This window comes from Shewanella woodyi ATCC 51908, from assembly GCF_000019525.1.
GTDB lineage: Bacteria > Pseudomonadota > Gammaproteobacteria > Enterobacterales > Shewanellaceae > Shewanella > Shewanella woodyi.
The window spans coordinates 1906334-1918938 of the sequence record NC_010506.1 but is presented as its reverse complement, the minus strand read 5'-3'; the positions used below and the strand labels follow the sequence as shown (position 1 = coordinate 1918938).

The window sequence follows — 12605 nt, the reverse complement described above, 5'->3', positions numbered from 1 at the left end:
GGAATGTTTTAATGTTAGAATTAACGTGGACTAATATTGGTCAGCAAATTATAAACCTCTAAATGATCACCCTCATCGTTATAGTATGTGTTGCAATTGGCGTTTCTTTCCTTTGCAGCGTGTTCGAAGCCGTTTTACTCTCTGTCACCCCAAGCTATATTGCAAACTTGGTCCACACTAACCCTAGTGCGGCAGACCGTCTTAGTAAACAGAAAGACAATGTAGAGTCACCTCTGGTCTCTATCCTAACCTTAAACACCATAGCTCACACTGTGGGTGCTGCCGTTGCGGGTGCACAAGCCGCTAAAGTGTTCGGTGATGAGATGTTAGGTGTTTTCTCTGGTATCTTAACCTTCCTTATCCTGTTTTTCTCAGAGATTATCCCTAAGACCATAGGTGCAAACTACTGGCGTACTCTCGCGCCATCAGTATCTATTGCTCTTCTATGGATGGAGAGGATTATGTATCCTCTGATCTGGATGTCTCAGCAGGTGACACAGCTTTTAGGTAAAGGCGATGAAGGTCAATATATTCGTCAAGAGATGAGTGCCATGGCTAAAATTGGCCAAGAGTCTGGCGAACTTGATGAGCAGGAGTCAAAGATTTTGACTCAAATGCTATCGGTAAAAGAGATGCCGGTCAGTGCGATCATGACACCAAGAACGGTTATGTTTAGCTTACCCTCCTCAATGACCCAAGAGGAGTTTGCTAAGAAGCACAAAACATCGCCCTTCTCGCGCATTCCGATCTTCAATGACGATCCTGATGATGTCATTGGTTATATCAACCGCAACGATATCTTGCTATCGGAGCGTAAAACGCCCCAAGCCAGCATAGGTGAGCTAAAACGAAATCTGGTTGTGATACCGGAAACCGCTAAAATTCTTCCTCTGTTTCAGCTGTTGATTAAGCGTAATACCAAGATAGCTATGGTCGTGAATGAATACGGTACTGGTGAAGGTATCGTCTCGTTAGAAGATATTATCGAGTCTTTATTAGGCTTGGAGATTGTCGATAGCAACGACCCTGTCACTGATATGCAGCAACTTGCACGTAAGCAGTGGGAAAAGCGCATGACCGACAAAGGGATCACCTTCTCCGATGACGGTGAGTTTGACTCCTATGTCGAAACGCCAAAGTCAGGCTCATAACCGCTAACGCTTCAATAAGCGCAAGGCTAAAAGGGAAACTTGAGTTTCCCTTTTTTGTTTTCTTAATCCTCCCAAACGACCCCAAGATACTAATGCCTGCGTCTTGAAGTGGCTTGGGTATCGGGTGTACAATCCTCTCCCGATTGACCTAAGAGCCAGACTTTATGCCCATCCGCTATACCCTCAAACTTGCCCATATCAACGATACTCACTCCCACTTTGACAGTAGTAGTGTGAGATTCAATTATGAAGATGAGGGAAAAAGCTACGACATTTATACCCATAGCGGCGGGTATGCTAGGCTCAATTACCAGATCAACCAAGCAAGATCACAGGCTCAAAGCTCTAAGCAAGCCTTTCTGTTTCTTCATGGTGGTGACAGTTTTCAGGGCTCTCTTTACTTTAATCAGTTTAAGGGCGCTGCTAACGCTCACCTCCTTAATCTATTAAAGCCAGATGCCATGGTCATAGGCAATCATGAGGTCGATGCCGGTAGTGCGCCCATTCTCGCTTTCCTAGATAGTATTCAGTTCCCTCTGCTCGCAGGAAATATGGATCTAAGCCTAGAGTGCACAACAAAAAGCAGTGCGCTTAAGGGCCATAAAAACCTCTATGAATACCATAATGAAAAAGGCATAGCTAAAGTGGTTTTCAAGCCACTTCAAGATAAAAAGCTGGCTATTATCGGTATCACTTTAGATCAGATGGCAGAGATTGCTCGCCCCGATCCCGATACCCATTTTATCGATGCGATTAAAACGACTCGAAATACAGTTAACGCACTGAAAGCCGAAGGCATAGATCATATCTTAGTGCTTAGTCATCTCGGGTTTGATCAAGACAAGGTATTAGCTGAGTCTGTCGATGGGATAAGTCTAATTGTTGGTGGGCACTCACATACGCTTCAGGGAGAATTTAAAGAGTTTGGACTCAGCTCGACGCCCTACGGAGTGAGTGTCAACAACACCCCAATATTGCATGCTGGAAAACACGCCGAGACAATTGGCCTTGCAGATATCGAGTTTAATGAATTAGGTATGGTCACCAAGCTCGAAGGTCATAACCTCTTTATGTTGGACAGTCAGTTCATTCTCGAGTCTAAACATGATATTTCTCAAGGTGAATACGATAGGGTTTATGCTCACCTAAAACAGCATCCTGGCATTACTTGGGATGATGAGGACAGCTCAGTTACCCAAGTGATTAACACTCAATATAAACCAGCCATCACAGCCCTTGAACAAACCATTTTAGGCTTTGTACCAAAAAATTTAGTACACACTCGCCTACCCAGTAAAGCACTGCCTCACGGTAGTGAAATCGCCCCTTTGGTTTGTAAGAGCATCTTTCATGAAGCCAAGCATCAACTTCCCAGAGTCGACTTTGCTCTTCATAATGCCGGTGGCGTAAGGCAATCACTCAATAAAGGTGAAGTCACCCTCGCGTACGTTGTTGGACGTTTATTGCCATTCGATCTGCCATTAGTTCACTATGAGATACAGGGTATCTATCTGTTTGCGGCCATCGAATCAGCCATCAACTCAGCCACCAACAATAGCGTCACAGGCACTGGTGCAGGCAGCTTTCCCTACACTTATGGTCTTAAATATTGTTACGATGGCCGTAAAGCGTTAGGCGAAAGGGTTCTCTCCCTAGAAGTTTTGGCTGAGGATGGTCTCACTTGGCTTGCTGTCGATAAAGAGACATATTATTTTGGCGTCTCTTCCGCCTATACCGTATCGGGTAAGGAGGGTTATGGCCCTCTGCTACAAGCTAAAACCCAAGAGCCAATAAACGAGCTTACGCTTCCCCTCGCTTTCACTCGCTATATGGAGCGGCAACAAGGCTCCTTAGAGGATGAGATAGCACCTCAAGTGCATTACACCAGCCACTTGTGATCTTTATTGATAATAGAAGTAGTAGCCGTTACAAAATTGGTTGTGACTAAAGCTGCTTCTTCATCAAGTACCCCATGATCACACGACCACGTTTCTCCTGATAGCTTCGGTGACACAGCTTAAAGCCTTGTGACAGAAACATAGCTTTGGAGAGGCTAGAAGCATCAACCATCAACTCTCGATAGCCTTGCTCTACGCCCCACTGTTCAAGAGTTTGATACAGGGCTTTAGCAATCCCCTTCCCCTGATAGGCAGGATGAACATATAAACTATCGATATAGCCTTGAGTATAAAACCCTGTCTCAATATTGATAAATCCACAGCACTTAGGCTGGCCATCTATGAGCATGCTCTTATCAATCATAAGCCAAGCTTTTGAGCGACTCATTCGCTTATGCCAGTGATAGGCCGATCTCGGCTTTGATGACCAAGCAGATTTATCCTCAAATGAGTAATGCACCTCATCGATAGCATGAATTGCATCGTGAAAAAGTTGGCTCACGCTAGTTGCGTAGCCTGCTTGGTAGGCAATGACTGAAAACATGGATCGCTGGCACATGAAAAAGAGATGGTATTAGTTTGCATGAATAATGGAAGATAAACAAAAATGGTGGCGATAACCAGAGTTATCGAGCCACCATTTTCAACAAGTTTTCAACTAAATCGGCATCCGAATTGGTTGAGTCATCATTACTTCTTATCGATGCGGCCAACAAATAGCAGTTCATCAAAAGTACGGTTTAAGGTTTTGCTAGTGAAATCATTCATCCACATCTGCTCTTGAACAACAACCTTGTCACCTTTACTGATCTCAACTTGTGGACCGGCTGCCCAAAATGTCTTATCAGACTCTTTAATCTGTACGTAAGTGTAACCACCGCCATTCATGGTATCTACCACAGTGCCTTCATGCACGACCCCTTGAGCCCATGCACTAGAGATCCCTAATGTTAGTGTTGCTACAGCAAGCAATTTTACAAGTTTAGCTATCATTATCTGTTCCCTTTCTTTCCACAGTCATTGATATGATGAAATCATTAAAGCACGCAGTCATGAATAAATCTCTATTAAAGAAATCAAATACAGAAGCAATGCCCATCTTTTAGATCAAGATCATAAAACCGAAATCAAAAATCAATTTCTTGGAACTTTAGCTAATAGAGGTTGCAGCATTCCTTCGAGTCCATTGAGCTTAATCTCATACATTAACGCCAACTGCTCACCCAACTTTCCCTCAGGGAAACCTTTAGAGTGAAACCAAACTAAGTAAGGTTCAGGCAGCTCGAGTAGCTTACGGCCTGCATACTTGCCAAAAGGCATCTTTTGATTAATTGCCTCTAGCAATATCTGTTCATTCATATACTCACTTCCAATTACCACTTCTACACATCTTGACTAGTTTAACTTAACAGAAACACAGCTCAAACCGTCCACTGAGGTTAAATCTAGTAAAAAAGTACTATATCCTTTTCTTATACTTACAGCTTATTTAATTTCATTTAGAACTATAAAGTTCATCAGTACTCCTATTGAATGCCCTGTTTGCCTCCACTTTACTTTTCAACAGCTCAACAAAAGCTCTCCATCTTACTGATAACATTGTATTAACCAAGGTAAATTCTTTTTTAGTTTTTCGATGTCAAAAAGGCGTCAAAAACACTGTTCTGTCAATTTTACGACGCAAGCCAAAAACAAAAAAAACGTCAAAAATCAGGTAATTGACCAACATATGATTATTCTCTAAATTGATATTTGAGCAAGAGATAGATATTGACTAACACATGCTATTTACGTGAGGGGAACAGAGATGATCATCTTAGTCGGAGGTGAAAAGGGGGGCAGTGGCAAAAGTTGCATAGCCCAAAATATAGCCGTATTTCTAACAGCAGAGTGTAATGCATCCGTCATTATGGTCGACTGCGATCCTCAAAGAACCACATCAGATTGGATCCAAGCTAGAAATAATAACCCAGAACTCGCCAGCATTAATTGCGTACAACTCTATGGAAAAATCCGTAATGATCTTCTCAGTCTGGAGCAGCATTATGATTTTGTTATTGTCGATTGTGGCGGACAAGATAACTTAGCACTCAGAGCCAGTATGTCTGTCGCCTCTCATGTATTAATGCCGCTCAGACCTAAACGTCGAGACCTAAAAACAGTCAACCACATGGATGATATTGTCGCCACATGCATGATGATTAATCCAAAGATGAAAGCATCATTTGTGATCACCCAATGCCCTAGTTTGCCAAGCCAGGCAAATCGCATTCTTGAAGCAAAAGAGGTCTGTAGGACTTACGACATTAATGTACTTGATGCCATCAACTACAGCCGTAATATCTTTGATGACAGTGAAGAGTCTGGTTTATCGGTCATAGAGATAGAACCAAAGGGCAAAGCTGCAAAAGAGATGAGAAGCATAGCTTGCGAAATGTTAGAAGCTGCTGACGCGACAGAGATAAGAAATCGTATCGCCGCAGCTAAAATGAACAATACCAGAGGTGACTATGGGACTAGCAGATCTCAAGAAAAGCTCTACGCAGTCTAATCGCGGGCAAACTCATGTAAGTCGACATCAACAGGTCAACATTGAAGACTTCATTGATGAAGCGACACATTACGCTGCTGGGTTTAAAAATACAGACCAAGGCATGGCAGAGGTGATCACCCTCGCCTCAATGGTTAACCAGCAGCCTCAACAGCCTTCTTGTAAGGTAAAGGCTCAATCAGCAAAAGCTGTCACACAGATACGTAAAGGCAACGAGCCCTATCGCAAAGCCACATTCACGCTAAGTGAATCCGCCATTTCACATTTAGCTGAATTAGCCAGTGGGTGTGACGTTGCAAAATCAAAATTAATCCGTTTTTTAATCGAGCACCATTTTTCACTTAGTGATGATGAAAGAAAAACAAAAGAGCGCTCAATAATTGTAGATTAACCCCCCATTTCTCCCACCCTTTGACTGGCAGAGAAGCTGTTTCATCGTTAAGTTCCTTTAAGCTGCCAGTTCTTTTTTCCCAATATATTCCTCCATGATAGGAACAAATCTCACATCTTCGTATGACTAGTAAGCCATTTTGAAATATTACCTATACAAATGTGCAACATAATAGTATTAATATAGTCTTACGGGGTGGTAAAATGGAGTAATATCACGTGCCTAAGATGTTAAACAATTTTTTTATCTTTGTATCATTTCTTTACATCCTGGAGAGTCATGCGCAATTTTCACTCGAACAGATCCCCGAAATAGAGAATAAAAAAGCGATCACTTTAGTCGCAGAAACTGGATTTTGGACAGTACATTTAAAAGAGAAGATGCTCCCTAAATTTACGGCTCAAACAGGGATAAAAGTTAATGTCATCACCACCTCTTTGGATCAGATGTATACTCTTCAAACTGAGTCTTTAATCCAAGGAGCAGGTAAGTATGATCTGCTGACTATGGAAGCGGGTTGGGCAAAAGAGTGGGCATCGAAAGGATTAACAGTGCCTCTATCGGAACTTGCATCCCTCTATGATCCCAGTGGTGAAAGGGGCATAAACAGCTATCTTGAGCCATATTACTCATCACTACTCAATATCCTCTCCTACCAAGGTGAGATCCATGCCATACCCTACAACAACTATGTGATGGGCAACCATTACAGAGCCGATCTATTTGAGCATCCTAAAGAGAAGTTTAATTTCCAAGCTAAATATGGCTATACACTGGCTCCTCCCAGTAGCATTCAAGAGTTAAAAGATATCAGCGCTTTTTTCACTAGAGAAGCAGGTGAGAACCTAGGCAGTAACATACTAAAGAAACCCTTTTATGGCTTGGCATTAATGTCAGGAAACCGTCCCCATATTAACGATGAATTCTCCTCCATCCTATGGAGCCTCAATGGTTACTGGATGAAACCAGAATACAATGGTAAAGAGAAGATAAAGCTCTTCCAACTCCCCCGAGAGAATGCGACACTTATTCGCACAGCTAACATTTACCGAGATCTAATGCGTCATGCTTTTCCCGCCCATAAGCAGTTTGCCTTTAAGGAAGCTGCAAACACATTAGCCAACGGTGACGTTGCCATGTGGCCTTTCGCTTATAACAATCTTTGGAGCGCCTCTTTTCAAGTTGAATCAAATATACCAGGAGCCAAGCTTGGCATTGCACAAGTCCCTGGTGGTAAGCCCTACAATGGTGCCTATGCCTTTGCTGTTGCCTATGATAGCGTCAATCCCCAAGCAGCCTATTGGTTACTGAAATATATGGGGTCCTTTGAAGCGCAATATGCCTACGCGCTTGGCGGGGGAAATCCTTGCCGAATTGATGTTGCAACCGCACCAGAGTTTCAAACAGAAGAGTTACGGCACATAGGTGGCGCGTTTAACGTCAGCCATAACGCCAATATTAATTGGTCAGACGAGGTCCTTAAATTGGGCCACTTCACCAGTACTGCAATGGGAGATATCTATCCGGAACTGGCAAAAAGCTGCTTTCAGCTGTCTAACAGTAACGAGGATATAGAATCTGTAACCTCTCAGTTGATTAACAAAATTGAGCAGATCCAAAATCGCTCCGGTGAAGTGCCAGTGGTAAGAAGATGAAACTAAAAAAGCCCTTAAGCAGCTTAAAAGAAAAGTTAAGATTACTTATATATATCATCATTATACTTACGTTAACGATTGGGCTTACGTCGATTGGTTTATCTCAGGAACTGCAGCGTAAGCTAGACCACTTAATCAATCAAGACGTGAGTAAAATAATGTACGCGCTTAAGCTGTCTAACAACAGTCAGGAGTTACAGCTCACCACTGTCAGGCTTTCATCATTTAGCACAAACAGTGAGCGCACAGAACTACTCAATGTGCTAGTGGAGCAGTGGAGTGGATTAGAGAGAGGCTTGCTCTCACTTATTGAACTTGAAACTGACCAAGCACAGCTTGCGAAGCTCAACGCTCATTTAAGCACAATACAGTTAGCGGCTAAGCAGATCCCACTTTTAGCTCAACTCACTGAGAATGCACAAGAAGCTGAGACACAAGCCAGCCGACTTAAACTTAATATGGGACTCATCGAGAAAGGCTTTTCACGAGCAGTTTCAAATGAACTCACTAAATTAGATCAAAAGGCCGACGGGTATTTAAGCCAAAAAAACTATCCCCAACTTCAAAAATCGATTGATGAACATAGAGAGCTCACCGACTTTTTACACTTAGGCATGCAGGTATTCAGACTCGCAGCTGAGGTAGATGATAATGCTGATAATAAAACGAACAATCAGTTGCAACGAGAGGCTATGCGACACTTTTTAGCATTAAAACAGCACCCTAGTTCATCTAAGATTGCTGCTCAATTAAAAGAGGACTGGTTATCACAGATACACCCTAATCTAATCGGCTCCTCAAACTTATTTATTTCAAGCCGAGATTCAGTAAATAGTGGTCGAATAGCGAACACTCACCTTGAGATACAAGCCGATGCAGCCCATCAGATCGCACTCTTCTCCTCAAAACTGGTAGAGCAAGTAAAGAAGCAGGTCGACATTGAAGGACAACATCTAAAAGATGATAGTAACTCCTTTGTATGGCTTATCTTCTTTGCCGGAGTGCTATATACATTTTTCATCTGGTTAACCAACTGGCACTTTATCTCTAAAGGGATAATACAACCCGTTATCGCTACCAGCAATGCGATGCAAGCTATCGCCAATGAGAAACAGAACACTCCGCTGCCTCAGGCCGATAACTTAGAACTTCAGCAGATGGTGAGCTCATTAGAAACATTGAAAAGCTATGCAGCCCAGGTCAAATCTATCTCTGAAATTGATGGATTAACTGGCGCATATAACCGTAGGTTTTTCGATCACAAGCTAAAGCATGAATTAAAATCAACGAGTAAGTTTAACCAACCAATCTCTATCATATTGTTCGATGTCGATAACTTTAAACTGTTTAATGATAGGTATGGTCATGTTATCGGAGATCAATGCCTTAAGCGTATCTCCTATGCGTTAAAAACCTTACCTGAGATGCAAGATAGAATATTTGCCCGTTACGGTGGCGAGGAGTTTATTGTTTTCTTAACCGCAACTGATAATCAAACTGCCAGTGACATCGCAGAGATAATGCGAGAGGAGGTCATCAAGCTCGCCATTCCCCATGCAGACTCCCTGCATAATGAGCTCACTACTATCAGTATAGGCGTCACCACCTCAAACTCTGAGCCAGGTATCACTGCCGAAACCTTAATTCATCAAGCGGATATTGCACTTTACCAAGCAAAGGCATCGGGCAGAAACTGTATTGTCTCTAATCTTGAGTTTAAAGCGGTAAACAATTTACGCTAAACTTGAATTACCTCTTCATCGACCCTATCTCATTTACATTAGTCATTGTGAATGGATAAAACTTCTATGCTGGCAATCGTTATTGTTTCGCTATTGGCACTCTTCTCTATCTTCTGGATAGCTTCGCGCTCATGGCGAATCGCTAGACATAGAGCGAGCGTCACAGCTACGCCCTTCCCAGCTAGTTGGCGAATAATTCTTAAGCAACGTATGCCCTATTTCCGCTCCCTACCAGCAGACCTTCAACTACAACTAAAAGATTTAATACAGGTTTTTATCGATGAAAAGGAGTTTATCGGCTGTGACGGTATTGTGATTGATGATGAGATCCGCGTTACTATAGCCGCACAAGCTTGTTTATTACTGCTTAATCGTAAAACTGATTTTTATCCAAAACTGAAGCAGATATTAGTTTACCCTTCTGTTTTTATTGTGAAGAATCATGAACTCCGCAGCGGTGGAGTCGTAGGAGATAAGAAAAGACTACTCTCTGGGGAGTCTTGGGAAAATGGCAAAGTCGTGCTGTCATGGCAAACAACTCAAGATGATGCTGCAGACCCTCGCGATGGCAGCAACGTGGTGATACATGAATTTGCCCATCAGCTTGATCAAGAGGATGGTAACGCAAATGGTGCACCGATTTTAAGCTCCTTAGATGATTATTCAAGCTGGTCGGAAGTCCTGAGCAGAGAGTTTGAACGACTTCAATACCAAGCAGAGCAGAACACCCCTTCAATTTTCAGTTACTATGGTGCCACGAATCCCGCCGAGTTTTTTGCAGTCATTACAGAGGTGTTTTTCGAACAACCCCAAGAGTTCTACCAATCTCATCGAGAGCTCTATACAGAACTAAGTCATTTCTTTAAGCTGGATCCCATAAATTGGCATTAATACCAAATGACTATCATCGCCAAAAAATACCTACTAACATAATGACAAAAACAGGGTTTACACTATGAGAGCTAACTTTAAACTGAGCGCACTAAAACCGTTCATTTCAGCACTACTCATCATTGCAGCATCAATTAACACGGCAGCGTTTGCCAAATCAACAGATCATAATGCTGAGCAGGTGCTGGATAAACTGCATCAAGCAGCAAGTGATGGTGACTGGGATTGTTATTTCTCGCTTTACCTTCCTGATGCTATCTTCATCGGCACCGATGCCAATGAGCATTGGACAATGGAGAAGTTTCAGCAATACGCTCGCCCAACTAAAGGCTGGACCTACACACTCAAAAGTAGAAAATTAAACACGATGCAAAAGCTGGATAAGGTCATTGTTTTTGATGAGCTTCTAGACAGCCAATCCTACGGTGTAAGTCGAGGAACTGGCACTTTGGTCTTAACTGATATGGGCTGGAAAGTGGCTCAGTACCACCTAAGTTTTCCTATTCCCAATGCGATAGCAAAAGAGATAACAGCCACTATCAAATTACAATGAGACTAAGTTTACAAACTAAAACCATCAATGTCCCAAAGCGGCAGTAAGGCATAGATTAGCAAGATTAGAGAAGTGGGTGAAGTTATCGAATTCTGGCTGGCCTAGGCTACGTGCTGAACTAGCTCTGTCGGCATAGATCATTCCAATCACCTTCTTCTCAACAATTAGTGGAGCCAGCATAAAGCCCTTCGATGAGACTTTACTCTTAAGATCATCATCCATATAAAGACGCCATTTAGCTGAATCAGGCTCATCAACAAACATAGACTGCTTCAACTCAATACTTTCGCTAAATAGGCACTTTTTCTGCTCAAGAGAGATGATGAACTCATTTTTCATCTGCTCTGCCCCATCGCCAAGTACAATTCGAGGCTGTAACTGCTTACGATTGGGTGACAACAGCAACACGCCACAACGGTCAACCCCCACTCCTAAGAGTATTCCCTCCAAAGTAATGGTGATAACTTGGTTAAAGTCGGCTTTAGTCACTGCACAATCAGTTAATGCTCGCAATTTTTTCAATTGTTCAGCCATATTAGGTACTCGAAGCGCAGGTTTATCTTTTTCAACCTCAAGGTCTTTGGTCAATAGCTTTGGGTTGGGGAGATACTCAAGCAATACTTTAGCGCCATAGGCTTCAGCAAGCTTTTTCGTTGCCTTACTGCAGCGTATCATGCGCCCTTTAAGTTCATCCACCTCTATATCTAACATGGTCGCTGTTTGTTGTAGCCTATGCTGTAGCTCGCTGGGTGAAGGAGTAGACTGAGAGAGTATTTCACAAATCTCATTGGCCAGAAAAATACTGCGGATCTCTGGCGTCCTCGCATCTGGGCTGCTAAGAGCTTTTTGTAACACTTCGCCTAACCCCCAGGCTCTAGCAATACCTTGTGAGAGCATATTAAAGGAGGTACCTAGATTTTCACGTATTACAGTCTTCTCCTCTTTAGCATCGCAACATTGAGAGATAGAGGTGTCCAGTGCTATCGCTTCCTCACTACCCGTGCTCCAAAAAGCACTCTCCCCAAGGTGATAGAGTAAAGAGGCGATAAATACCTCCTCCTGTAACTCCTCTTCGTGCTCCCTAAGCATCATCTTAGCTAACATCGCTGCTTGAAACGCACGAGCCATCAGCTTTAATAGGCGTTGATATACATTAGGCGTTAAACCATCTGACTCTAATAAACTACTTAGCAACTTAGCCGTGATGCAAATACTGCGAATATTGTCGAAACCAAGCATCACAGTCGCCCTGCTCACTGTGGTGATCTGACTGTTACCTTTACTGTAGGTCGCACTATTAGCAACTCTGAGTATTCGAGAGGTCAATGCGTTATCATGTATCACGCTCTTTCCTAAGATACTTAATGATGACACATCATCTTTCTCCAGCTTCTCCAAGGTTTTAACAGTGGAGCACAGTGCTGGCATCTCTTGATCGCTAATCCGTTTAGTCCAATAATCGATTCCTTTCGATTTAGGATGAGATAAAGTTTGGTTGGTCGATTTCAAGTTATTCTCTGACAGATAAAAGCAAGCTTAAGTAAATTGATTTAAGTATAGGTATAAAAACACATTACACTAGAGATACATACCTATTTGCTTAAATGTTTAAGATAAAAAAAAGCGACTCACGAGGAGTCGCCAACACAAGCAAACATTGTCGTAGCAATGGTGCACAGTTGAAAGGAAAGAAAAGCCCGCACAGCACGTAAGAATACCGCGCGGGAACAACCGCTGAAATTCAGCAAATTGAAACAAGTACCATCAAGTCCA

The 12605-nt window shown here is 42.6% G+C and carries 12 protein-coding genes; 8 read left to right on the top strand and 4 right to left on the bottom strand.

Going from position 1 to position 12605, the window contains the following annotated elements:
- The first annotated feature begins 62 nt into the window (after positions 1–62).
- Positions 63–1151 carry a CNNM domain-containing protein gene (locus tag SWOO_RS07835; RefSeq protein WP_012324174.1) on the top strand — a complete coding sequence of 363 codons (1089 nt, stop codon included), beginning with the start codon at positions 63–65 and terminating at the stop codon, positions 1149–1151.
- Between the two features lie 164 nt (positions 1152–1315).
- Entirely contained in the window at positions 1316–3049 is a 1734-nt protein-coding gene (locus SWOO_RS07830) for a bifunctional metallophosphatase/5'-nucleotidase (protein ID WP_012324173.1), read from the top strand.
- 46 nt (positions 3050–3095) lie between these two features.
- On the opposite strand, the gene SWOO_RS07825 is transcribed toward SWOO_RS07830, so the two are convergent.
- The 3 genes from SWOO_RS07825 to SWOO_RS07815 all read right to left on the bottom strand — a co-directional run bounded on the left by SWOO_RS07825 (position 3096) and on the right by SWOO_RS07815 (position 4408).
- Positions 3096–3593 carry a GNAT family N-acetyltransferase gene (locus tag SWOO_RS07825; protein ID WP_049774279.1) on the bottom strand — a complete coding sequence of 166 codons (498 nt, stop codon included), beginning with the start codon at positions 3591–3593 and terminating at the stop codon, positions 3096–3098.
- Between the two features lie 146 nt (positions 3594–3739).
- On the bottom strand, positions 3740–4042 hold the full coding sequence (locus SWOO_RS07820) for a hypothetical protein (RefSeq protein WP_012324171.1): 303 nt from the start codon (positions 4040–4042) through the stop codon (positions 3740–3742).
- 141 nt (positions 4043–4183) lie between these two features.
- A complete protein-coding gene (locus SWOO_RS07815; RefSeq protein WP_012324170.1) occupies positions 4184–4408 on the bottom strand; it encodes a DUF3820 family protein in 225 nt (74 codons plus the stop codon).
- A gap of 448 nt (positions 4409–4856) precedes the next feature.
- Here SWOO_RS07815 and SWOO_RS07810 point away from each other — a divergent pair, with 448 nt between their 5' ends.
- From SWOO_RS07810 to SWOO_RS07785, 6 genes are all read left to right on the top strand, one after another.
- Positions 4857–5600, top strand: coding sequence for an AAA family ATPase (locus tag SWOO_RS07810; RefSeq protein ID WP_012324169.1), 744 nt, complete (start codon positions 4857–4859; stop codon positions 5598–5600).
- Positions 5560–5991 carry a hypothetical protein gene (locus SWOO_RS07805; protein WP_012324168.1) on the top strand — a complete coding sequence of 144 codons (432 nt, stop codon included), beginning with the start codon at positions 5560–5562 and terminating at the stop codon, positions 5989–5991. Before SWOO_RS07810 ends, SWOO_RS07805 begins: the two co-directional genes overlap by 41 nt.
- A gap of 227 nt (positions 5992–6218) precedes the next feature.
- On the top strand, positions 6219–7646 hold the full coding sequence (locus tag SWOO_RS07800; RefSeq protein WP_049774278.1) for an extracellular solute-binding protein: 1428 nt from the start codon (positions 6219–6221) through the stop codon (positions 7644–7646).
- On the top strand, positions 7643–9388 hold the full coding sequence (locus SWOO_RS07795; RefSeq protein ID WP_012324166.1) for a GGDEF domain-containing protein: 1746 nt from the start codon (positions 7643–7645) through the stop codon (positions 9386–9388). The genes SWOO_RS07800 and SWOO_RS07795 overlap by 4 nt, the downstream gene beginning before the upstream one ends.
- Before the next feature lie 66 nt (positions 9389–9454).
- Entirely contained in the window at positions 9455–10279 is an 825-nt protein-coding gene (locus tag SWOO_RS07790) for a M90 family metallopeptidase (protein WP_041417540.1), read from the top strand.
- A gap of 64 nt (positions 10280–10343) precedes the next feature.
- Entirely contained in the window at positions 10344–10832 is a 489-nt protein-coding gene (locus tag SWOO_RS07785; protein ID WP_012324164.1) for a nuclear transport factor 2 family protein, read from the top strand.
- A 24-nt stretch (positions 10833–10856) separates the two neighbouring features.
- Here the strand turns inward: SWOO_RS07785 and SWOO_RS07780 are convergent, their stop codons facing one another.
- Complete coding sequence (locus tag SWOO_RS07780; RefSeq protein WP_012324163.1) at positions 10857–12341, bottom strand: HDOD domain-containing protein; 1485 nt, start codon at positions 12339–12341, stop codon at positions 10857–10859.
- Positions 12342–12605 lie beyond the last annotated feature (264 nt).

What these genes read in the sequence shown, in the direction of transcription:
- SWOO_RS07785 (WP_012324164.1), top strand. Translation starts at nt 10,344, where the DNA reads ATGAGAGCTAACTTTAAACTGAGCGCACTAAAACCGTTCATTTCAGCA.
- SWOO_RS07805 (WP_012324168.1), top strand. Translation starts at nt 5,560, where the DNA reads ATGGGACTAGCAGATCTCAAGAAAAGCTCTACGCAGTCTAATCGCGGG.
- SWOO_RS07795 (WP_012324166.1), top strand. Translation starts at nt 7,643, where the DNA reads ATGAAACTAAAAAAGCCCTTAAGCAGCTTAAAAGAAAAGTTAAGATTA.
- SWOO_RS07815 (WP_012324170.1), bottom strand. Translation starts at nt 4,408, where the DNA reads ATGAATGAACAGATATTGCTAGAGGCAATTAATCAAAAGATGCCTTTT.
- SWOO_RS07835 (WP_012324174.1), top strand. Translation starts at nt 63, where the DNA reads ATGATCACCCTCATCGTTATAGTATGTGTTGCAATTGGCGTTTCTTTC.
- SWOO_RS07810 (WP_012324169.1), top strand. Translation starts at nt 4,857, where the DNA reads ATGATCATCTTAGTCGGAGGTGAAAAGGGGGGCAGTGGCAAAAGTTGC.
- SWOO_RS07790 (WP_041417540.1), top strand. Translation starts at nt 9,455, where the DNA reads ATGCTGGCAATCGTTATTGTTTCGCTATTGGCACTCTTCTCTATCTTC.
- SWOO_RS07825 (WP_049774279.1), bottom strand. Translation starts at nt 3,593, where the DNA reads ATGTTTTCAGTCATTGCCTACCAAGCAGGCTACGCAACTAGCGTGAGC.
- SWOO_RS07820 (WP_012324171.1), bottom strand. Translation starts at nt 4,042, where the DNA reads ATGATAGCTAAACTTGTAAAATTGCTTGCTGTAGCAACACTAACATTA.
- SWOO_RS07830 (WP_012324173.1), top strand. Translation starts at nt 1,316, where the DNA reads ATGCCCATCCGCTATACCCTCAAACTTGCCCATATCAACGATACTCAC.
- SWOO_RS07800 (WP_049774278.1), top strand. Translation starts at nt 6,219, where the DNA reads ATGTTAAACAATTTTTTTATCTTTGTATCATTTCTTTACATCCTGGAG.